The sequence below is a fragment of the Actinosynnema sp. NPDC002837 genome (assembly GCF_040295345.1).
Lineage (GTDB): Bacteria > Actinomycetota > Actinomycetes > Mycobacteriales > Pseudonocardiaceae > Actinosynnema.
Window position 1 is genome coordinate 40,440 of record NZ_JBEOVG010000042.1, and the last position, 20,733, is coordinate 61,172.

Here is a 20,733-nt window from a genome sequence, read left to right on the forward strand (position 1 = left end):
GCCGGGGTGGTGAGGTCACCGACCGGGAGCCGGGCACGATGGGGCAGCACGCATGGCTGCAGCGCGCATGGCTGCGGTGCGCGCGGTTCGTCGCCGGTGTCCGCGGCAGGTCCGCCGAGGATGTGGGTGCAGTGAAGGGGCTTGGCCACGCGGGTGCGCCGAGCCCGCCGGCGCGCACCAGGCCGCAGCACAGCTCGCAGTCATCCCCCCTCCAGGCAACGCTGACCGAAGAGAGAACCCCTGTCATGCCGAGCTTCGAAGTCACACCGATCGGTACCGTCCGGAACGACCGGACGGACGTGCAGCACACGGACAACTGGGGTGCCGTCCGCAGCACGATCACCGTCGACGAGCGCTTCGGCGAGGCGTGCCTCCAAGGCCTGGAGGGTTTCTCGCACGTGGAGGTCCTCTTCGTCTTCGACCAGTTCCCGGAGAGCGACGACTTCCGCGAACCCCGCCCCTACCGCGGCCGCCCGGACCTCCCGCCCGTCGGGATCTTCGCGGGCCGCGGGCCGCGCCGGCCGAACCGCATCGGGGTGACGTGCTGCGCCATCGAGTCCGTGCACGGCCGTGAACTGACGGTGGTGGGCCTCGACGCGGTCTCCGGCACCCCCGTCATCGACCTGAAGCCGACGATGACGGAGTTCCTCCCGGCGGACGTCAGGCAGCCGGCCTGGGTCAGCCACCTGATGTCGGAGTACTTCCAGCCGTAACACCGCCCGCGGCGGTGTCGGACGGCGGTGTCGGACGGCGGGGTCGGACGGCGGGGTCGGACGGCGGTGTCGGACGGCGGTGTCGGACGGCGGTGTCGGACGGCAAGGCAGGGCGGGTTGATCGAACCCTGTTCCGCACCGACCCGCCGGCCCTTGCCGAGGTGGGCGAGACCAGCGCTGGACCAGCGCGAGACCAACGCGTCGCCAGCCGAGCAGCCGGCATCAGTAACGGTGTCGCTGCCGGTGCCGGGTGCGATGGCGACGCCGGTGCCGGTCCCGGTGCCGTGCCCGTGCTGTGCCCTGCGGTGGCGGTGCCGTGGTGCCCGTGCCCGTGCCGTGCGGTGGCGGTGCCGTGCCCGTGCGGGTGCGGTGCGGTGCGGTGCGGTGGTGGTGGAGAAGGTTCTTCGTGTCGGTACCCCCGATCGTGTAGTCGCGACGTCGATGATGTGCCGCCTGCCCGCCGCCCGCCCGCCTGCTTGCCCGCTGGCCCGGCTGACTGGCGCGCGGCAGTCGTCGGGTGGGCCGCGCGATGTGGGCGTGGGCGGGCCGGTGGATGAGGAGGTGGGCTGGGTTCAGGGTGAGGTGGGCCTGGGTTCAGGGTGGGTGAGGTTGGTGGGTGGGGTGGTCCAGTCGGTGGCGGCGACTCGTTCGGCCAGGTGGCGGATCTGGGTTGGGGGTAGGCCTCCGTGCAGGGCCGCGCGGAGCAGTTCGGTCAGGCGGTGGTCGGGGTTGGCTTCTTCGGCGCGGTCCAGGGCGAGCAGGGCCAGGGTGCCGTTGCCCCGGATGTACGCCGAGAAGGCCAGGAGGGTGGCCGGTTCCGCCCGTTCCGGCGCGGGGCTCGCCCTGGTCAGCTCGGTCCACAGCACTTCGGCGCTGCCGGCGTGCTCGCCGACGCAGTAGGCCAGGCTCGCGTCCCTGGTCAGCGGGTTCGACAGGGCGTGGGCGAGGTCGGCCACCTCTTCGTCGGTCAACGGGCGCTTGCGGGTGGCCGCGCGCAGCACCTCGGCGTGGATCAGCTCGCGGTGGCGTCGGGGCACGGTCTCATCGTCCGGTGGTGGGTGGTCGGCGGACAGGCGGTTGAGGAGGGTCGATCGGCGGGACAGGGCGCCCGGCGGGTCCAGGGTCAGGACGTCGCCCATCGCCGCACGGCTGGCGTAGGTGACGTGGCCCTCCGCCGCCGACGCCGCGGCGAACGCCGTGCTCGACGGGTCCGGCACGGTGCCCGAGGTGCCCACGTCGTGGTAGTCGAACCAGCGCTCGCCCTTCGCCGTCGCACGCGTCCACACGGCCAGCAGGAGCGGCACGTCGGCGGCGTGGAGGGCGTCGTCCAGCTCGTCCACCACCGCGTCGTGCGGCAGGTCCTCGGGCGGGTCGCTCGAACCGCCGCCGATCACGACGACCACCGCGTCGGCGCCCCGGCACCCGGCCAGCGGCGCGATGAGCCGGTCGGCCAGGCGGTGCGGCACGCCGGCGGGCGGCAGGTCGGCGCGCAGCGTCATGGTCACGTCGTGGTCGCGCACCACCAGCACGACGACCGAGTCGGACGGGTGGAAGCCCAGCAGGTGCGGCACGGCGGCGATCAGGTCGCCCGGGTCGCGCAGGCGGGTCGGGGGCAGCAGCTTCGTCATGGGTACGACAGTGGACCAGGGCGGTCCGGGGGGCCGGCGGCGATCGCCGATCTGTGGACAACTCGCGAAAGGCCGCTCCCACCGAACTGGGAGCGGCCCGGCGACCTGCGGGAACTCAGCAGTCCGGTGCTACTTGACCGTCCGAACCTGTGTACACGTAGGCATCGGAGATGTACCCCGACCCGATCTTGTCCCACAGGCTGGTGGTGCCGTACTTGCCGGTGATCGTCTCGCCCCGCGTCTGGCAGCTGATCGTCACCGTGGCGCCGTTCGCGACCGAGCCGACGGCCGCGTACTGGGTGCCGGGACCGGACCTGATGGTCACGGACGCGCCGCTGTCGGTGCCGACGGTGCCGGTCACCCCGCTCGTGCCGCACGAGTTGCGGCTGGTGTAGCTGCGCGTGCCCCAGTAGTAGATCTGCGTCCCGTTGAACTTGATCTTCTGGTCGACGCCGTTGAGCCTCTGCTCGTAGTGCAGGTGCGGCCCCGTCGACCCGCCGGTCGTGCCCACGTTGCCGATCCGCTGGCCGATCCGCACGGACTGGCCGACGGACACGCTCTGCGCGGACAGGTGCGCGTACCGGGTGCGCCAGCCACCGCCGTGGTCGATCTCGACCCACCGGCCGTAGCTCGTGCTGCCCTCGTTCGCGACCCTCGTGACGCTGCCCGCCGCCGACGCGACCACCGGGTCGCCGTCGTCGTTCGCCCGGTTGAAGTCGACCGAGTTCGCGGGGCTGTGGTTGGTGCGGGTCTGGCCCTCCCACACCTGGTTGCACGGGAACGGCATCTGGAAGGTCGGCGCCGCCGCGGCCTCGCCCTGCGTGAGGACGAGGCCGATCAGCGGCGCCACCAAGGCCGTGACGAACACACGTCGGCTCATCTGCCACCTCCTTGACGACTAAGGGTGATCATCCGACCACGCCCGACCGCCAAAGTGGAAGACTTACCATGTGTTGAGTTGGTGAATTAGTTCCTAACCAACCGAACGGAGCAGCACCCGATCGCCCACTCAGCAGTTGCGACTGGTGTAGTTGCGCGTGCCCCAGTAGAGGATCTGCGAGCCGTTGAAGACGATCCTCTGCGCCACGCCGTCGAGCCGCTGCTCGAAGTGCAGGTGCGGGCCGGTCGAACCGCCGGTCGACCCGACGTCGCCGATGCGCTGACCCCTCGACACGGTCTGGCCGACGCTCACCCGCTGCACGGACAGGTGCGCGTACCGGGTGCGCCAGCCACCGCCGTGACCGATCTCGATCCACCGGCCGTAGCTGGTGCTGCCCTCGTTCTCCACCCGCGTCACCGTGCCCGCCGCCGACGCCACCACGGGATCGCCGGCGTCGTCGGTGCGGTTGAAGTCCACGGCGTTGGCCGGGCTGTGACTGGTCCGGGTCTGGCCCGACCAGACCTGGTTGCACGGGAACGGCATCTGGAACCCCGGCGCCGCGGCGGCCTCGCCCTGCGTGAGGACAAGGCCGACCAGCGGCGCCACCAGTGCCGTGGCCCAAGCGCGTCGGGTTCGGCTCATCTGCCACCTCCTTGACGACTGTGGCGCCGATCCGACCACAGCCGCACCCGTTAGTGGAAGACTTTCCAAGTAGACGCTACGTAAATTACTTTCTAACCAACCGATCGGCGCAACGCGGCGAGGCCCCCGACCACGGGGAGTTCCACGACCGTCGACGTCAGGTCGATCGACAGCCCCGCGCCCGGGTTCGGCCGCAGCGTGTAGTCGTGGTCAGAAGAGATCAGCACGAACTCGACGCGGTGACCAGACGGGACCACGTAGTCGTTCGGCTCCAGCTCGACCTCGACCCGGTACTGCTTGCCCGGATCGATCGGCTTGGTCCGCGACGGCGACACCCGGTTCTGCGGGTCGGTCCACCCGCGCGTGATCACGTGCGACGTGCCGTCCGGCGCCCGGTCCACCAGCAGCGCGGTCACGTTGGCCGCCGGCCGGTCGAACGAGATCGCCAGGTCGACCCGGGCCACGCCGGAGAACCGGAGCGGCGTGGAGGTCGGCCCCGTCGTGTACGACAGGCGGTTGCCGGAGGTGGGCAGGTCGATCAGGTCCTCGGCGAGCTTGGACGAGTCGTCGCGCAACGTCTCGACCACCGCGTTGCCGGGCACGGACGCGAACCGCAGCGCGCCCTTGGCCGTGCCGCCCGCCCACGGGTACACCCGGGCGGTCGACGTGCCGGGAGCGGGCCAGTCGGCCTCGTCCACCCACGTGGTCTTGTCCTCGCGCTGGATCGTCGCCTTGGGCTCGCGCTCGATGCCGTTGTCGACGCCGTACAGGTAGTGGCTGAACCAGCGGTTGATCGTGCGCCGCCACTCGACCGACCGCAGCGTGTCCGGGTCGGTGTGCCCGGACTGGTGCAGCCAGATCTTGTGCTCCACGCCGTGCCGCCGCAGCGCGTCGTACCACTGCGCGACGTGCTTGACCTTGACGTTCCAGTCGCTCAGCCCGTGCACGGCCAGGACCGCGGCCCGCACCTTCGACGCGTCCTTGACGTAGTTGCGCTCGTCCCAGAACTCGCTGTAGTCGCCGGTCACGCGGTCCTGCCGGGCCGCCACGTCGGCGATGACCGGCTTGCAGACCTCCCGGTCCTCGCGCGTGTAGACGTACTCCGCGAGCACGTCCAGGTCCTCGCCCTGGAACGTGCCGGGCGCGACCACCGCGCCGTCGGCCCGGTAGTAGTCGTACCAGCTCGAGATGGCCGCGATGGGCACGATGGCCTCCAGGCCCTCGACCCCGGTGGCCGCCACGGCGTTGGGCAGGGTGCCGTTGTAGGACACGCCCATCATCGCGACCTTGCCGGTGGTCCAGCCCGCCGTGACCGGCGCCCCCGCCGCGTCACGCGCGGTGGTGCGGCCGTTGAGCCAGTCGACCACGGACTTCGAGCCCACGGTCTCGTTGTGGCCGCCCGAGGTGGGGCAGCCGGTCGACTTGCCGGTGCCGAGCGACTCGGCGTACACCATGGCGAAGCCGCGCGAGACGAAGTAGTCCTCGTAGCGGCCGGACCGGATCGGCGCCGGGTTGGGCCCGACGGCGGCGGCGATCCGCTCGTCCGCCTCGGCCTTGAGCAGCGAACCGTCCCGCTTGTCGTACCCGCCGCGCCGGTTCGGCACGTACAGCTCCACGTCCACGTCGTGGTTGGCCACGTCGTTGCCGCCGGAGAAGTACGGGCTGTTGAAGAACACCACCGGCACCTTCAGCCCGCGGTCGGTGGCCTTCTGGCGCACCACCTCGGTGTAGACCTCGTCGTCCTGGCCGTCGCGGTCGCTGTCGACCGGCGCGCGCACCCAGACGCTCTCGCGGACCACGTCCTTCGGGTCGAAGACGGGTTGCGCCTCGCCACCGACGAACACCGGGCCTTCCGCGACGGCGCCGGCCACCGCGGGCGTCAGCCCCAGCGGCAACGTCACCAGAGCGGCGAGCACCGCGGCTCTCCGTGCACCCTTCACGACCGAACCCCCATCATGTGTAGGACAGGTTTGCCGGTGACCCTCCCCCGCGCCCCAACCCCTGTCAAGGGTTCCGGAAGTCCACAGTGGACATCAATCGAAGACCCGACGAACGGCCCCTTGACCAGCGGCGGAGACCTGTGCAGACTCCCCCGGGCCATGCTTGACTTCATCGCCGCGCTGCCCAAAGTGGAGTTGCACGTCCACCTCGTCGGGTCAGCCTCCCCCGCCACCGTCCTCACCCTCGCCCGCCGGCACGCCGGGCACGGCGTCCCGACCGACGAGCCGGAGCTGCTCCGGTTCTACGAGTTCACCGGCTTCGGCCACTTCATCGACGTCTACGCCGCGGTGAACGACCTGGTCACCACGGGCGACGACGTCGCCGCGCTGGTGCTGGGCCTGGCCGAGGAGCAGGCGCGGCGCAACGTCCGCTACGCCGAGGTGACCGTGAGCGCGACCAGCCACCTGCGCGCGGGCATCGCGCCGGAGGAGCTGGACGAGGCGCTGACCACCAGCCGCGAGCAGGCGTTGGCCGAGCACGGCGTCGAGCTGGCGTGGGTGTTCGACATCCCCGGCCTGTGGGACCGGGACTTCGGCCTGACCAGCGCGAAGTACGCCGTCACGCACCGGCCGCCGGGCACCGTCGGCTTCGGGCTCGGCGGGTTCGAGGCGGACGCGCCCCGGCGGGCGTTCCGCGAGGCGTTCACCGTCGCCCGGGACGCGGGCCTGCACTGCGTGCCGCACGCGGGCGAGACCACCGGCCCGGACCAGGTCCGGGAAGCGCTCGACGAGCTGCACGCCGAGCGGATCGGCCACGGCGTCAACGCGGCGCGCGACCCGGAGCTGCTGCGGCGGCTGGCCGACGAGCGGATCACCCTGGAGGTGTGCCCGACCTCGAACCTCCGCACGGGCGCCGTCAAGGACTTGGAGGACCACCCGTTGCCGAGGCTGCTCGACGCGGGCGTGCCGGTCACCCTGGCCACGGACGACCCCGGCATGTTCCACACCGACCTGGACCGCGAGTACCTGCTGTGCCACGAGGTGTTCGGCCTGGGCCGCGGCGAGCTCGCCGAACTGGCCCGCACCGGGGTGCGGGCCAGTTTCGCCTCCGAGGACCTCAAGCGGTCACTGCTGGCCGAGATCGACGCGCTCGGTCACTGACACCGCTCGCCACCGCGACCCCGAGACCGGCCAGCGCCAGCGCCGCGCCCACCCAGTTGGGCGCGGTGTAGCCGAACCCGGCGTCGATCGCCGCGCCGCCCAGCCACGCGCCCGCCGCGTTGCCGAGGTTGAACGCGGCGATGTTCGCCGCCGACGCCAGCGCGGGCGCGCCCGACGCCTGCTCCAACACCGTGGCCTGCAACGGCGCCACGGTCGCGAACCCGAACACGCCGAACACCGCGATCGTGATCGCCGCCGGCACGGCCCACTGCGCGGTGAACGCGAACACCGCCAACACCACCGCCAACGCGCCCAGGAACGCGTACAGGCTCGGCATCAGACGACGGTCCGCCGCACGCCCGCCCACCACGTTCCCCACGAACAGCCCCACCCCGAACAGCACCAGCAGCCACGTCACCGCGACCGGCGAGAACCCGGCCACCTCCGTCATCATCGGCGCGACGTAGGTGAACGACGCGAACACCGCGCCGAACCCGAGCGCCGTCGTGACCAGGGCCAGCCACACGCCCGGCCGCCGGAACACCGCCAGCTCGCCGCGCAGCCCGGTCGACGCGGGCTGCGGCGGCACCAGCGCCACGATCCCCACCAGCCCGAGCACGCCCAGCGCGGTCACCGCCCAGAACGTCGACCGCCACCCGAACTCCTGGCCCAGCGCCGTGCCCGCCGGCACGCCGAGCACGTTCGCCACGGTCAGCCCGGTGAACATCATCGCGATCGCCCGCGCCCGCCGCTGCGGCGCGACCAACCCGGCCGCGACCACCGACCCGACGCCGAAGAACGCGCCGTGGCACAGCGCGGCGACGACCCGGCCCACCATCAGCACCGCGTAGTCGTCGGCGACCGCGCACACCAGGTTGCCCAGGACGAACAACGCCATCAGGCCGACCAGCAGCTGCTTGCGCGGCAGCCGCGACCCGCCCGCCGTGATCAGCGGCGCGCCGACCACCACGCTGAGCGCGTAGCCGGACACGAGCAGCCCGGCGGACGGGATCGAGACCCCCAGGTCGCCCGCCACCTGCGGCAACAGGCCGACGATCACGAACTCCGTGGTCCCGATGCCGAACGCGCCGACGGCCAGCGCGAGCAACGCGGGCGGCATCACCGGGCACCGAGCCAGGTCCGCAGTTCGCCCAGCAGCACGCGGTACTCGTCGAGCTCACCGTCCATCAGCACGAACGGGTGGATCGTGCCCTCGAACTCCCGCAACCGCACCGGCACGCCGGCCGCCGCCAACCGGGCGGCGTACCGCTCGCCGTCGTCGCGCACGGGGTCGTGCCCGGCGATGGCCACGTACGCGGGCGGCAGCCCGTCCACCGACGCGCGCAACGGCGCCGCGAGCTCGGAGACGGGGGTCGAACCGAGGTAGTGCGACCAGAACCACCGCATCGTCGCGGTCGACAGCCCATAGCCCGTCGCGTGCTCCGCGTAGGACCGGGTGGTGAAGTCGACGTCCAGCGCCGGCACCACCAGCACCTGGAACGCGAGGTCGAGCGCGCCGCGGGCCTTCAGGGCCACGGCGGCGGCGAGGTTGCCGCCCGCGCTGTCGCCCATGACCCCGATCCGCGCCGGGTCGACGTCCACCGACGCCGCGTGCTCGAACAGCCACGCCGTGGCCGCGTACGAGTCGTCCAGCGGCACGGGGAACGGGTGCTCCGGCGCCTTCTGGTAGTTCACCGCGAACACCGCGTGCCCGGTGGCGTTGGCCAGCGCGCGCAGCGCCACGTCGTAGAGGTCGAGGTTGCACGTCACCCAGCCGCTGCCGTGCAGGAACACGATCGCCGGGAACGGCCCGTCGCCCTCGGGGTAGTAGATCCGCGCGGGCAGGTCGGCCGTCGGTCCGGGCACGAAGAGGTGCGCGACGCGCGCGACCGGCTCCCGCGGGCCCTGGAACGCGACGAACCCCCACTGCGCCCGGCGTGCCTCGGAGACGGTCAGCTCCTCCAGCGGTGGCGCGCCCGCGATCTTGTCCAGCACCGCGCGGGCCTGTTCGGTCAATGCCATGGACCAATCATGGGATGACCGGGCCTCATAAGTCCAAGGCATGTTCTTTCTGGAACGCATAAGCTGAAGTCATGACGTTGCGGCAGTTCGAGTACCTGATCACGGTCGTGGACGAGGGCTCCTTCACCCGCGCCGCCGAGTTGCTGCACGTCACCCAGCCCGCCCTCTCCCACCAGATCCTGGCCCTGGAACGGGCCGTGGGCGCCCGGCTGCTCGACCGGCTCCCCCGCGCCGTCCGCCTCACGCCCGCCGGTCGCGCCTGGCTGCCCCACGCCCGTGCCGCCCTGGACGAGGCGGAGCGCGCGCTCACCGCCGCACGACGCACGGCGGGCGTGGAGTGCGGTGAACTGCGCGTGGCCACGCTCTACTCGCTCACCCTCGGCGTGCTGCCGGCCGTGCTCCGGCGTTGGCGCGCCGAGCACCCGGACGTCCGGATCCGCCTGTTCGAGCACCGCCACGCCGACGAGCTGCGGGAGGCGATGGCCGACGGGCAGGCCGACATCGCCCTCGGCCCCGAGCCGGTGAACTGGGTCGGCTTCACGCAGCGGCTCGGCGTGGAGGAGTTCGTGATCGTCCTGCCGCCCGACACGCACCACCGCGAGCCGATCGACCTGCGCGAGCTCGCCGACGTCGGGTGGGTGCACTACGCGCCGGGCAACGGCCTGGCGGACCTGGTCGACGCGGCGTGCGCGGACCGCGGCTTCCAGCCGGGCGCGGCCGTGCGCACCGAGCAGACCGCCGCGGCGCCCGTGCTGGCCGCGTCCGGGCTCGGGCCCGCGCTCGTGCCGCGCAACATCGTGCCGGAGACGTTCGACGGCACGGTCCTGCGCACCGATCCCCCGGTGCGGCGGACGCTGGTCGCGTACGGGCACAAAACGCCCGATCCGCTCGCCGCGGCCTTCGTGGCGCTGCTCGCCGGGGCAGGATGGGACGCATGAGGCTGGTCATCCTGGGCGGCGGCGGCTTCCGCGTGCCGCTCGTGCACAAGGCACTGGACGAGCACATCACCGAACTCGTGCTGCACGACGTGGACGCGCACCGGTTGAACGCGATCCGCCACGTGCTGCGCGACGGCCCGCCGGTCACCGCCACCACGGACCTGGACGAGGCGCTGCGCGGCGCGGACTTCGTGTTCTCCGCGATCCGGGTCGGCGGCCTGGCCGGACGCGCGATCGACGAGGAGGTGGCGCACGCGCACGGCGTCCTCGGGCAGGAGACCGTCGGCGCGGGCGGCATCGCGTACGGCCTGCGCACCGTGCCGGCGGCGGACGCGATCGCCCGGCGCATCGCCGAGCTCGCGCCGCACGCGTGGGTCGTCAACTTCACCAACCCGGCCGGGCTGATCACCGAGACCATGGCCCGCCACCTGGGCGAACGGGTGATCGGCATCTGCGACTCGCCGCTGGGCCTGTGCCGCCGCGTCGCCAAGGCGCTCGACCTGGAGAACCCGACCTTCGACTACGCGGGCCTGAACCACCTCGGCTGGCTGCAGGGCGTCTACCTGGGCACGGAGAACCTGCTGCCCACCCTGCTGGACGACGACGAGGCGTTGGCGGGGTTCGAGGAAGGCCGGCTCTTCGGCGCGGAGTGGCTGCGCGCGTTGGGCGTGATCCCCAACGAGTACCTGCACTACTACTACTCGACGCGTGAGGCGTTGGGCGACAACCGCGGCGCTTTCCTGCTCGACCAACAAAAACGCTTCTACGACGGCGACGTGGACTGGGAGACCACGCGGCTGGAGCGTGAAGCGACGTACATGGCTCAGGAACGGGAGCGCGACAGCCTCGAAGGCGGTGGCTACGAACACGTGGCCATGGCGCTCATGCGCGCCATCGCGGACAACGAGACCGCCACGCTGATCCTCAACGTGCCCAACAACTCCACCTTGTCCACAGTGGACGACGACGCGATCGTCGAGGTGCCGTGCGAAGTGGACGCCGCGGGCGCGCGTCCACTGCCGGTGAGCCCGCTGCCCGACCACGCGGCGGGCCTCGTCACGTCGGTCAAGGCCGTGGACCGGCTGATCATGGAGGGCACGCGCCCGGCCGCGCTCAAGGCGTTCGCCCTGCACCCGCTGGTCGACTCGGTCGCCACCGCCAGGAGCCTGCTGGACACCTACGTCCGCCGGCACCCGGAGCTGGCCTACCTGAGCTGAGCCCGGCCCAGCGCGTCCGCGCGCCGGGTCGTCTCCGGCAGCCGCGTCACGCACAGCCGCAGCACCTCGGCGCACGCCCGGTCGAGGTCGATGCGGTGACCCACGGACACGAACACCGGCTTCACCCCGTCCCGCGTCCGCAACGCCCGTCCCACGACCTCCCCGTCGTCCACGAGGTCGGTGTGCGCGCCGCGCGCGTCGTCCGGCATCTCGAACCGGCCCATCGGCGTCTTGGCCACCCCGACGCTCGGCAGGCCGGTCACCACCCCGAGGTGGCAGGCCAGCCCGAACCGCCGCGGGTGCGCCAACCCCTGCCCGTCGCACACCAGCAGGTCCGGCGTCACGGTCAGCTTCCCCACCGCCTCCAGCAACGACGGCAGCTCCCGGAACGCGAACAGCCCCGGCACGTACGGGAAGTCCGCCTTGCCCGTCACCACGACGGAGTCCACGGTCCGCAACGACTCCGCGTCCAGCACCACGACCGCCGCCGCCAGCCGTTCGTCGTCGGCGTAGGACACGTCGAGCCCGGCGACGTGCCGCACCACCAGCCCGGGATCGGTCACCGTCGACACCGAGGGCCGCAGCCGCTCCTGCTCGGCGATCGCCTCTTCTGGAGTCATTCCTTCTGGGGTCACGGGTGCCTCACCGAGGCGCGGTGGGCCGCGAGCAGGTCCTCGCCGAAGTCGCCGGACCGCCGTCGCCACACCGTGTGCGCGTGGTTGGCGTCGTTGTCCGTGTTGTCGTACTCGATCAGCAGGTCCGGCCCCTGGATCCGGTAGTAGTGCCCCGCACCGCGCTTGTCCGACCCCTCCCACGAGAAGTGCAGCCGGTCGGGGTCCAGCGCCTCGAACTCCTCGTCGGCCAGGTCGCCGGTGAGCCGGTCCAGGTAGTACCGCACCAGCCCGACGAGCAGCCCGCGCGAGGCGCGGTCGAGCTGGGCGGGCGTGACGCCGACGGGGTCGAGGTCGCCGACCCGGCGCGCGTTGCCGGTCTTCAGGTCCGGCGGCGGCGTGTCGGAGACCACGGCCAACCCGCGTGCCGTGCGACCCATCCGGTCCAGCAGCTCGCGCGCCAGCTCCTCTTCCAGCCGCAGCGGTTGGAGGACCGTGCGACCCCGGTACGTGGTGCGGGCCGGGTGCGCGCCGAGGAAGAACGGCGTCGCCGACACGCGCCCGTCGGCCACGACCACGCTCACCGACAGGTGGTGGCCCTCGACCCGCCAGCCCCACGGCTCGTCGCCGGGCTCGCCGAGCAGCACGGTCCAGTAGTCGCCCTGGTGCCGGTCGCGGGTGCCGCCTTCGCGGTCGTCGAGCACGTCCTCCAGCGCCATGATCGCCGTGGTCTGCGCGTAGGCGTGCGGGCTGAGCACGCACGACAGCAGCCGGTGCACGGCTTTGCGCTGGTCACGGGCCAGGTCGCCGTAGCCGAGGCCCGGCCGCTGCCCCGGCGTGTACGCCCATCGCGTGCGCAGGTCGTCGTCGGCCACGTCCCGGGCCGCCACCGCCCGCTGCCCGTCGTCGAGCAGGTCGAGGAAGCCCCTGGTGGCTTCGGCGATCTCGTGCAGCATCACTCGAACTTAGCCGCCCTGCGGTCGCGGAGCAGCGGCCGGGCGTCGGGCGTCGACGACGAGCAGGACGACCGGCAGGACCACCGCGAGCGCCAGTGTCACCACGTTGCCGACCTGGTCGACCACCGGCATGTGGTCGAGGTGCCCGAGGTGGAACACCAGGTGCGGCACGGCGAACACCAGGTAGGACACCAGGACGGCGCGGGCCAGGAGCAGGTTGGTCGCGGCGAACGCCAACACGACCGCGAGCGCCAGGTTGAGGCTGCCGAAGTCGCGCAGCAGGTGCTCGTTGAACGGCGGGAACATCGCCACCCAGTGGTGGCCGGGCGCCGGGAAGCCGTCGTAGAAGCCCTGCGGCGAGAGCAACGCCCAGCCGCCGACACCCGCCTGCACGGCGGCCAGGAACCACAGTCCGATCCGGAGGAAGCTCATGCACCTCGGACGGCGTGCGCGGCCGAAGCGTGACAGGACCGGTGTCGTGGCTGACATCCTGGCCCGGTGTGGAATGGCGAACTCCTCGACCTCGACGCGTACCTCGACCGCGTCGCCTTCACCCCCGACCCCGCCGCCGACCGGGCGAGCACGCTGCGCGGCCTGCACCGCGCGCACCTGGCGGCCATCAGCTTCGAGAACGCCGACGTGCGCGACGGCGTGCCGATCGCGCTGGACGTGCCGTCGTTGCAGGGCAAGCTGGTCGCACGGCGGCGCGGCGGGTACTGCTTCGAGCAGAACCTGCTGTTCGCCGCCGTGCTCGACCGGCTCGGCTACGAGGTGACCGGGCTGACCGGCCGCGTGCTGCTCGGCCGCACGGGCGACATCCCCCGCACGCACGCCGTGCTGCGGGTGGACCGGCGCTGGCTGGTCGACGTCGGCTTCGGCGGCGGCGGGCTGCTGGAGCCGCTGCCGCTGACCGCCGGCGCGTCCGCCCGGCAGGGCGACTGGACGTTCCGGCTCGACCACGCCGACGGCGTGTGGACGCTCCGGTCGTTGCAGGCCGGCGACTGGTTCGCGCTGTACGACTTCACCGAGGACCCGCGCGGGCCCGCCGACTACCGGATCCTGAACTACTACATGTCCACGAACCCGGCGTCCTCGTTCGTCGGCCCACTGCTGGCGCAGCGCACCGACGACCACGCCCGCCACAACCTCAAGGACTTCGAGCTGACCGAGACGCGCCCGGACGGCTCGGTCGTCAAGCGCACCCTGACGCCCAGGGAGCGGGAGACGGTGCTGCGCGAGGAGTTCGGCCTGGACCTGCCCGACCGGGCTACGGCCAGGGCTTGAGCTCGGGCGCCTCGCCGGTGATCGTCCCGGCCGGCTCGCGGCCCGCCAGCCACGCGGTCAGGTCGGTGAGCGAGCCGGTCAGGGTGACGTCCTCGCCCTCGCCGATCCTCCACCGGCGTTCCGGGGCCTGGAGGGTGAGCCGGACGCCGTCGGGCACGCGGGCGGACAGGAAGTCGACGGCGTGCTCGCAGAACTCGGGCGACCAGGTGACGGGGCCGAGGTCGAGGTCGCGCAGGTGGATCTCGACCTCGCGCCAGACCCCGTAGGCGGTGCCGGTCAGCGTGCCGTCGCGGTAGTAGACCGGGGTGTCCCAGTCCCGGACGTCGTCCCACGCCTTGGTGAGCCGGGCGACGGCGTCGGCGATCGCGGCCCGGTGCTCCGCCGCGGAACGCCCGGCGCCCGCCTCGATCGCGGCGTCCCGGGCGGGTCGGCCACCGGGGTAGGGCTCGACCTTCGTGCCCTCGTGCTCGGCTTGGCCCGCCAGCGCGACCGTGACGTTCGCCAGGTGGACCAGCACGTGGCCGCGCGTCCAGCCGGGCAGCGCCGACGGCTGCGCCACCTGCTCGTCGGTCAGGTCCTCGATCGCGGCGGCCAGCCTGCGGTGGGCGTCCAGCGCGTTCGCCTGGATCGTCACACGTTCCCCCTAATGGTTGATTCGCTCAAGTCCGTTAGGGAACCTATCACTAGACTCGGCCGGGTGGCACTGGCGTTGGAGTTCGCGGGCACGGTCCGGCACGACGGGCACGGCGGGCTCGTGGACGACCTGGCCACGCCGGAGGGCTTCACCGCGTGGGCCGGGGTGCGGGCGGACGAGGCGTTGCGGCAGCGGGCGGTCGAGCTGCGCTGGGCCGTGCGGTCGCTGTTCGCGCACGCCGCGCAGGCCGACGAACGCCTGGACACGCCGCACCTGATGGACGTCGGACGCGCGCTGGAGGTCGTCAACGACGCCGCCGCGCGGGCGCCGCGGGCGGCGCGGTTGGAGTGGGACGAGCAGCCGAGGCTGCGCTACGTGGACTCGGCCGACGAGGGCGACCGCCTGCTGGCGGCGGTGGCGACCGCGGCGATCGAGTTCCTGGCCGGCGGCACGCGGGCCGACCTGCGCGCCTGCCCCGCGCCCCGGTGCATCCGGTACTTCGTCAAGGCGCACCCACGGCAGGAGTGGTGCAAGCCCTCGTGCGGCAACCGGGCCAGGGTCAGCCGGCACTACCACCGCGGGCGCGACAGCTGACGACGCGGCCGCGCGGACACCCGGGGACGCCCGCGCGGCCGGTGGCTACCCCTGCACGATGTACGCGGTCAGCTGGTCGTGGTCTTCCTGCAACTGGTTGATCCGGCTCTTCACCACGTCGCCGATGCTCACGATGCCGACCAGCTCACCGCCGTCGACCACCGGCACGTGCCGGATGCGCCGCTCGGTCATCAACACCGTGAGGCTGTCGACCGAGTCCCGCGGCGTGCAGGTGAGCACCTCGCTGGTCATGATCTCCGCCACCGGCGCGGCCAGCAGCTCGCCGCCCCGGTCGTTCAGCTTCCGCACGACGTCGCGTTCGGACACGATCCCGGCGATGCCCCCGGGCCCGAGCACGACCATCGCGCCCACGTTGTGCTCGGCCAGCGCGGCGACGAGCTCCGCGACCGACGCTCTCGACTCGACCGTGGCCACGGCCGAACCCTTGTTGCGCAACACGTCAGCGATCCTCATGGGCGCCTCCCGATCTCCGCCAGACCCGGTTGCTACCCAGCTCAGGCTAGTTCGCCGAGGACGTGATCGGCAGATCGCGCGCCCGAAGAGAGCACGACCCCGTCACGTCGTCCCGACCCGCGCGACCGTCGCGAGGACGCCCGCGGCGGTGATCGCGACCAGCACCACGACGGTCTGGTGGAACCCGCCGAGCGCCGCTCCCAACGCCGGCCCGACCGAGAAGCCGACCGTGCGGACCAGCGTCGTCACGCCTCCGGAGGTGCCCATCAGCTCCGGTGGCGTCCGCGCCATGACGGCCGCCGCGTTCGGCCCGGCGAACAGCCCGTGCCCGATCCCGACCACCGCCAGCCGCCACGCCAGGTCCCACGGGTCGTCACCCGCCTGGAGCAGCAGGACCGTACCGATCAAGGCCACCGCCGTGCCGACCACGGCGACCAGCCGGTACCCGTACCGGTCCGCGATCACCCCCGCCACCGGCGACAGCACCGCCATCCCCGCCGAGAACGCCAGCAGCACCAGCCCGACCGTGCGCGACGGGAGGTCCACCAACGCGTAGGGCACGGCGAAGTGCAGCGCACCGGCCCCGATCACGATCAGCACCATCGCCACCAGCGGCGTCGCCACCGACGGCAGCCGCACCACCCGCGCACCGAGCACCGCCGACTCGACCAGCAGCCGCGCGCACGGCCACGGCAACCCGCGCCCGTCCGTGGCGATCCCCCGCCGCCCGACCAGCACGGCGAGCGCCACCACCGGCAGGTTGATCAGGAAGACGGACCGCCAGCCGAACAGGTCGGTCAGCACCCCGCCGAACGCCGGTCCGGCCACGCCGCTCAACGGGATCAGCGTGAGCACGATCCCCATCGCGCGCGCTCGGTGTTCCGGGCGCACGTTGGCCGCGATGACCGGCATGGCCAGTGCGCCGATCAACGCGCTGAACACCCCCTGCAAGGCCCGCCCGATCAACACCACCGCGGCGTTGGGCGCGAGCGCGATCAGCAGGCTGGTCGCCCCGAACCCGCCGACCGCCAGCAGGAACGCGGGCAGGTGCCCGGCCCGGTCCAGCCACCTGCCGGCCGGGATGCTCAACGCGATCAACGGGATGTTGTAGGCCAGCAGGACCCACTGGGTGACCGTGGGCCCGGCGTCGAGCTCCGCCCCGAGCACCGGCAACGCCACCGCCACGGCGGTGAGGTCGAGCGCCCCCAGCACGATCGCGGACGACACCGCCCACACCGCGCTCCAGCGGGTGCGCTCCACGACGGCGGTCACGCGGCCACCCGGCCGACCAGCTCGGCGAGCACCCCGCCCAGCGCCGCGCGCAGCTCGTGGTCCAGCAACCTGTCGTGCTCGTCGAACCGGCGGAACGCGTGCCCGACCACCACCGGCGCGCCGATCACCGTCGCACCGGCCGCGGTCAGCACCCTCCGCAGGTCCTCCTGCGCCGACGCCGCGCCGTGCGGGCTGGGGCTCGCGCCGACCACGGCGACCGGCTTGCCCGTCAGCACGCCCGTGCCGCGCGGCCGGGACGCCCAGTCCAGCGCGTTCTTCAACTGCCCCGGGACCGACCCGTTGTACTCCGGCGTCGCGATCAGCAACGCGGTGGCCGACGCGACCGCCTCCCGCAACGCCGCGACCGGCGGCGGCACCGGCCCGTCCTCGGCGTCCTCGTCGAACGGCGGCACGGACGCCAGCCCGTCCCACGACGCCAACCGCGCGCCGGCCGGCAGCTCGTGCCGTGCGGCGGCCAACAGCCTCCGGTTGAACGACTGCGCGCGGAGACTCCCCGCGATCCCCAAGATCTCCATGCCGTCAACGGTCGGTCTAAGGCGCCCCGCGCGGCATCGGGCACGAGCCCTATTCGAACAGCCTCAGCCGGTGCGCCGTCGCCGCCGCCTCGACCCGGTTGGCCACGCCGAGCTTGCCGAGGATGTTCGACACGTGCACGCTCGCCGTCTTCACCGAGATGAAGAGCCGTTCGGCGATCTCCCGGTTGGCCAGGCCGTCCGTGACCAGCCGCAGGATCTCCACCTCGCGCCCGGTCAACCCGAACCTGGCCCGGTGCGAGTCGCCCTCGCCCGTCAACGTCACCCGCGCCCGCCGAGCCAGCTCCGCGACCCGGTCGCGCAACGGCGTCGCGCCCAGCCCCTCGGCCAGCTCCGCCGCCCGCCGCAACGCCTCGGCGTCCCGGGTCTCCGAGGCCAGCCCGAACAACGCCTCGGCGTGCCACAAGGGCTGGCCCAACGCCTCCCACGCCTCGACCGCGGCCCGCCACTCGCCCCGGCACGTCGACGCCCACGCGGCCTGCACCGGCCCGGCCACCGGCAGGTCCGGCACGGCCACCCCGAGCCGCACGCCCAACGCGGCCAGCGGCCAGGAGAACCGGGACGCGATCCGCGCGTGCGGCAGGGCGAACGCGGCCCGCACCACGGCCGCCGCCTCGTCCACCCGGCCCTGCGCCCACCGCACCTCGGCCTCCAGCCGGTGCAGTTGCAGCGGGTCCTGGACGAACGGGGCGTCGGCCAGCTCCCGCGCCCTGGTCAACGCCCACTCGGCCCGGTCGACCTGGCCGCGCCGCACGTCCACGAACCCCGCCAGGCACAGCAGGTGCGCGTGGTAGACCGCCGGCGGCGCGTGGTCGAGGGCGTGGTCGACGCACTCCAGCGCCTCGTCCCACCGGCCCGCCGCGATCAACGCCCTGGTCAGGTCCACGGCGTGCGACGCGCCGGCGGACCGGGCCAACCCGAGCTCGCGGGCCGTCCGCAGGCCCAGCCGGGCCAGCTCCTCGGCCTCCGCGACCCGCCCGTACGCCTCGGACAACGACGACTCGCAGTGCAGCGCGCGCAGCCGCACGCGGTGCGCGGCGACGTTCTCCGCGATGGCCCGCGCGCGGCGCAGCCGGGGCAGCTGCGCGTCCAGGTCGCCGAGCCGCGCGTCCAGCACGGCCAGGGTGATCAGGGCAGCGGCCTCGGACGGGTCGTCGCCGGCGTGGTGGGCCGCGTCCAGCGCCTCTTCCGCGACCTCGCGCGCCTCGTCCGGGAGCGGGATCGCCATCAGCCGGGCAGCCAGCGAGTTGAGCAGGTAACCGCGGATCGGGTGCCCCTCGGGCGCGAGCCGCACGGCCTCGCGGTGGTCCTCGAGCGCGCCCCGCCGCCCGAGCTGGGCGCGCAGCCGACCGCGTTGCTCCAACACTGCCGCGTACCGGATCCGCTCGGCCCCCGGGTCGAGGTGGGCCAGCAGCTCGCTGGTCAGCTCCTCGCCGCGCTCGTGCTCCCCCGCGCGGCTCGCCGCCTCGCCGGCCGCCTCCAGCACGGTGAGGCGGTCGACGCCGAGGTGCGACGCGTTGTCCCACAAGGACAACACGCGGTCGAGCATGGCCAGCTGCTCGGCGTAGGCCAACGCGCGACGGGCGTGGCCGGCGGCCTCCCACGCGGCGGACACCGCGCCCGCGACGTCACCGGCCGCGTACCGGTGGTGCGCCAGCTCGGCGGCTGCGGACCCCGGCAGCACGGCGGCGTACCGCGCGTGCAGCTCGACCCGTTCGCCGGGGAGCAGCCGCCGGTAGACCGCGTCGCGGATCAACGCGTGCCGGAACGCGTAGCCGTCACCGTCCACCACCATCACGCCACCGTCCACGATGGACCGCATCGGCGTGACGTCGTGCACTTCGCTCAGGATCTCGTGGGACACACGTCGGCCACCGACGGCGGCGGCGCGCACCAGGGCGACGGCGTCCGGCTCCAGCCGTTCGACCCGGCTGAGCAGCAACTCCTCCAGCGACAGCTCCGCCGCGCCGTCCACCAGCGCCTCGACGAACAGCGGGTTGCCCTCGCTGCGCCGGAACACGGCGCTCGCGGCCACCGGATCCGGTTCCGCGCCGAGGATCCCGCGCAGCTGGGCCCGCACGTCGCGGGCGGACAGCCGGGGCAGCTCGATCCGGCGCACCCACGGCACCCGGCTCAGCTCGGCCAGCAACGGCCGCACCGGTCCGCCGAGTTCGTCGGAGCGGTAGGTCACCACGACCAACGACCGCGGCACCGCGCGCTGGTTGCGCACCAGGAAGTCGAGCAGGTCGCGGCTGGAGCGGTCGAGCCAGTGCGCGTCCTCGACCACGAGCACCACCGGTCGTGGCGCGGAAAGCCTGGCCAGCAACGACACGACGCCCTCGAACAGCCTCGGTCGCGCCTCGTCGCCCGTCGCCTCGCCGTGGAAGGACGGCAGCAGCGGCGCGAGGTCGGCGCGTTCGGAGTCGGTCACCCCGACACCGCGCAGGGCCGCGACGAACGGCGCGAACGGCAGCCCGTCCAGCTCGACGCATCCGCCGAGCAGCACGGTGGCGTCCAGGCGCGACGTGAAGTCGTCGAGCAGCCGGGACTTGCCGACGCCCGCCTCACCGCCGACGAGCACCGTCGCGGGCGCGTGGTCGAACGCGCCCGCGAGGTGCCCGAGTTCGGCCGACCGCCCGACCAGCTCCGGGCTCACCAGGTGTGCGCTCATCGCGCACCGGAGACTAGTCGAGCGGTCGCGTGCCGGTGGTCGTCGTCGCTCAGCCGCCGCTCGTGCGCCGGAACACGCGCCGTCCGACGAACGTGTTCTGGTGCGGGCGGCCCGGGTTCTTGTTCACGCCGTCGTTCTTCTGGGCGTGACCGCGGCGGGCCGCGCGGTTGAGCGGAACGGCGGGCTGCTCCGGCTGGTCCTGCTCGCCGCCGTCGGCCTGCGGAACGTCCTGATCGGTCATGTTTGCCTCCTGGGTGTGGCGATGTCGCTGGTCAGCGACGCCGCATGGCGTACTGGCGCGGGTTGACGACGGCTCGGCCACCGCCGAAGCGCGGGTGCACCGCGCCGTTGCCGCGGGCGCCGCGGCGTGCGGCGCGGTTGGTCGGCTGGTCGTCGTGTGGCGGTTCGTTGCGCATGGTGGGCATGCGTTCGCCTCCTCGGTGTTCGAGGCGTGCAAAGGGCTACGACCCGTGGTTCGACACGGTCGTGAGAAGAGCCGCTAAGGCCACCAGGAGAAGGGCGCGGCACGGCCCGAGGCCGGT

At 73.1% G+C, this 20,733-nt stretch carries 22 protein-coding genes; 6 read left to right on the top strand and 16 right to left on the bottom strand.

The genetic code is table 11. The annotated features are described in order from the left end of the window. The first annotated feature begins 299 nt into the window (after window positions 1-299). The gene (locus tag ABTZ99_RS25885; RefSeq protein WP_498773881.1) at window positions 300-713 is read left to right on the top strand and encodes an SAM-dependent methyltransferase; all 414 of its coding nucleotides are present in this window, start codon (window positions 300-302) and stop codon (window positions 711-713) included. Between the two features lie 572 nt (window positions 714-1,285). Here the strand turns inward: ABTZ99_RS25885 and ABTZ99_RS25890 are convergent. The 4 genes from ABTZ99_RS25890 to ABTZ99_RS25905 form a co-directional block, all read right to left on the bottom strand. Beyond that, window positions 1,286-2,341 carry a DUF4192 domain-containing protein gene (locus ABTZ99_RS25890; protein ID WP_499614713.1) on the bottom strand — a complete coding sequence of 352 codons (1,056 nt, stop codon included), beginning with the start codon at window positions 2,339-2,341 and terminating at the stop codon, window positions 1,286-1,288. Between the two features lie 115 nt (window positions 2,342-2,456). Further along, a complete protein-coding gene (locus ABTZ99_RS25895; protein ID WP_499614715.1) occupies window positions 2,457-3,221 on the bottom strand; it encodes a M23 family metallopeptidase in 765 nt (254 codons plus the stop codon). 129 nt (window positions 3,222-3,350) lie between these two features. After that, on the bottom strand, window positions 3,351-3,863 hold the full coding sequence (locus tag ABTZ99_RS25900; RefSeq protein ID WP_499614718.1) for a M23 family metallopeptidase: 513 nt from the start codon (window positions 3,861-3,863) through the stop codon (window positions 3,351-3,353). A 92-nt stretch (window positions 3,864-3,955) separates the two neighbouring features. Continuing rightward, window positions 3,956-5,803 (bottom strand): Xaa-Pro dipeptidyl-peptidase, encoded by a 1,848-nt coding sequence (locus tag ABTZ99_RS25905; protein WP_499614721.1) that lies wholly within the window; start codon window positions 5,801-5,803, stop codon window positions 3,956-3,958. Window positions 5,804-5,962: 159 nt separating this feature from the next. Here ABTZ99_RS25905 and add point away from each other — a divergent pair, with 159 nt between their 5' ends. Next, window positions 5,963-6,964, top strand: a complete 1,002-nt coding sequence (gene add / locus ABTZ99_RS25910; RefSeq protein ID WP_499614724.1) for an adenosine deaminase — start codon at window positions 5,963-5,965, stop codon at window positions 6,962-6,964. Here add and ABTZ99_RS25915 read toward each other — a convergent pair. Next, complete coding sequence (locus ABTZ99_RS25915) at window positions 6,921-8,084, bottom strand: MFS transporter (RefSeq protein WP_499614727.1); 1,164 nt, start codon at window positions 8,082-8,084, stop codon at window positions 6,921-6,923. The genes add and ABTZ99_RS25915 overlap by 44 nt on opposite strands. Further along, entirely contained in the window at window positions 8,084-8,986 is a 903-nt protein-coding gene (locus tag ABTZ99_RS25920; RefSeq protein ID WP_499614730.1) for an alpha/beta hydrolase, read from the bottom strand. Before ABTZ99_RS25920 ends, ABTZ99_RS25915 begins: the two co-directional genes overlap by 1 nt. 71 nt (window positions 8,987-9,057) lie before the next feature. Here ABTZ99_RS25920 and ABTZ99_RS25925 point away from each other — a divergent pair, with 71 nt between their 5' ends. Together ABTZ99_RS25925 and ABTZ99_RS25930 are read left to right on the top strand one after the other, a co-directional pair. Further along, window positions 9,058-9,924: a LysR family transcriptional regulator gene (locus ABTZ99_RS25925; protein WP_499614732.1), complete on the top strand. Its 867-nt coding sequence runs from the start codon at window positions 9,058-9,060 to the stop codon at window positions 9,922-9,924. Next, a complete protein-coding gene (locus ABTZ99_RS25930) occupies window positions 9,921-11,141 on the top strand; it encodes a family 4 glycosyl hydrolase (RefSeq protein ID WP_498773863.1) in 1,221 nt (406 codons plus the stop codon). Before ABTZ99_RS25925 ends, ABTZ99_RS25930 begins: the two co-directional genes overlap by 4 nt. Here ABTZ99_RS25930 and ABTZ99_RS25935 read toward each other — a convergent pair. From ABTZ99_RS25935 to ABTZ99_RS25945, 3 genes are read right to left on the bottom strand one after another with little or no spacing between them, the layout of a single operon-like run. Next, window positions 11,129-11,761: an endonuclease V gene (locus tag ABTZ99_RS25935; protein WP_498773861.1), complete on the bottom strand. Its 633-nt coding sequence runs from the start codon at window positions 11,759-11,761 to the stop codon at window positions 11,129-11,131. The two genes, ABTZ99_RS25930 and ABTZ99_RS25935, sit on opposite strands and share 13 nt — an antisense overlap. Before the next feature lie 11 nt (window positions 11,762-11,772). Beyond that, window positions 11,773-12,708, bottom strand: coding sequence for a DUF3500 domain-containing protein (locus ABTZ99_RS25940; RefSeq protein ID WP_499614736.1), 936 nt, complete (start codon window positions 12,706-12,708; stop codon window positions 11,773-11,775). A gap of 9 nt (window positions 12,709-12,717) precedes the next feature. Beyond that, a complete protein-coding gene (locus ABTZ99_RS25945) occupies window positions 12,718-13,140 on the bottom strand; it encodes a hypothetical protein (protein ID WP_499614739.1) in 423 nt (140 codons plus the stop codon). A gap of 66 nt (window positions 13,141-13,206) precedes the next feature. Between ABTZ99_RS25945 and ABTZ99_RS25950 the strand changes: the two genes are divergently transcribed. Further along, window positions 13,207-13,992, top strand: a complete 786-nt coding sequence (locus ABTZ99_RS25950; RefSeq protein ID WP_499614742.1) for an arylamine N-acetyltransferase family protein — start codon at window positions 13,207-13,209, stop codon at window positions 13,990-13,992. Here ABTZ99_RS25950 and ABTZ99_RS25955 read toward each other — a convergent pair. Further along, the gene (locus tag ABTZ99_RS25955) at window positions 13,976-14,626 is read right to left on the bottom strand and encodes a maleylpyruvate isomerase family mycothiol-dependent enzyme (RefSeq protein WP_498773853.1); all 651 of its coding nucleotides are present in this window, start codon (window positions 14,624-14,626) and stop codon (window positions 13,976-13,978) included. The genes ABTZ99_RS25950 and ABTZ99_RS25955 overlap by 17 nt on opposite strands. Window positions 14,627-14,689: 63 nt before the next feature. Here ABTZ99_RS25955 and ABTZ99_RS25960 point away from each other — a divergent pair, with 63 nt between their 5' ends. Beyond that, entirely contained in the window at window positions 14,690-15,220 is a 531-nt protein-coding gene (locus tag ABTZ99_RS25960) for a CGNR zinc finger domain-containing protein (protein ID WP_499614745.1), read from the top strand. Window positions 15,221-15,265: 45 nt separating this feature from the next. Here the strand turns inward: ABTZ99_RS25960 and ABTZ99_RS25965 are convergent, their stop codons facing one another. From ABTZ99_RS25965 to ABTZ99_RS25990, 6 genes are all read right to left on the bottom strand, one after another. After that, window positions 15,266-15,694 (bottom strand): CBS domain-containing protein, encoded by a 429-nt coding sequence (locus ABTZ99_RS25965; protein WP_498773849.1) that lies wholly within the window; start codon window positions 15,692-15,694, stop codon window positions 15,266-15,268. Between the two features lie 102 nt (window positions 15,695-15,796). After that, window positions 15,797-16,966: an MFS transporter gene (locus ABTZ99_RS25970; RefSeq protein WP_499614748.1), complete on the bottom strand. Its 1,170-nt coding sequence runs from the start codon at window positions 16,964-16,966 to the stop codon at window positions 15,797-15,799. Beyond that, window positions 16,963-17,502 (bottom strand): NADPH-dependent FMN reductase, encoded by a 540-nt coding sequence (locus tag ABTZ99_RS25975; RefSeq protein ID WP_498773845.1) that lies wholly within the window; start codon window positions 17,500-17,502, stop codon window positions 16,963-16,965. Before ABTZ99_RS25975 ends, ABTZ99_RS25970 begins: the two co-directional genes overlap by 4 nt. A 49-nt stretch (window positions 17,503-17,551) precedes the next feature. Beyond that, window positions 17,552-20,191 carry an ATP-binding protein gene (locus ABTZ99_RS25980; RefSeq protein ID WP_499614751.1) on the bottom strand — a complete coding sequence of 880 codons (2,640 nt, stop codon included), beginning with the start codon at window positions 20,189-20,191 and terminating at the stop codon, window positions 17,552-17,554. A 49-nt stretch (window positions 20,192-20,240) separates the two neighbouring features. Beyond that, complete coding sequence (locus ABTZ99_RS25985; RefSeq protein WP_498773841.1) at window positions 20,241-20,432, bottom strand: hypothetical protein; 192 nt, start codon at window positions 20,430-20,432, stop codon at window positions 20,241-20,243. 31 nt (window positions 20,433-20,463) lie between these two features. Continuing rightward, complete coding sequence (locus tag ABTZ99_RS25990; RefSeq protein ID WP_498773839.1) at window positions 20,464-20,616, bottom strand: hypothetical protein; 153 nt, start codon at window positions 20,614-20,616, stop codon at window positions 20,464-20,466. Between the last annotated feature and the right edge of the window lie 117 nt (window positions 20,617-20,733).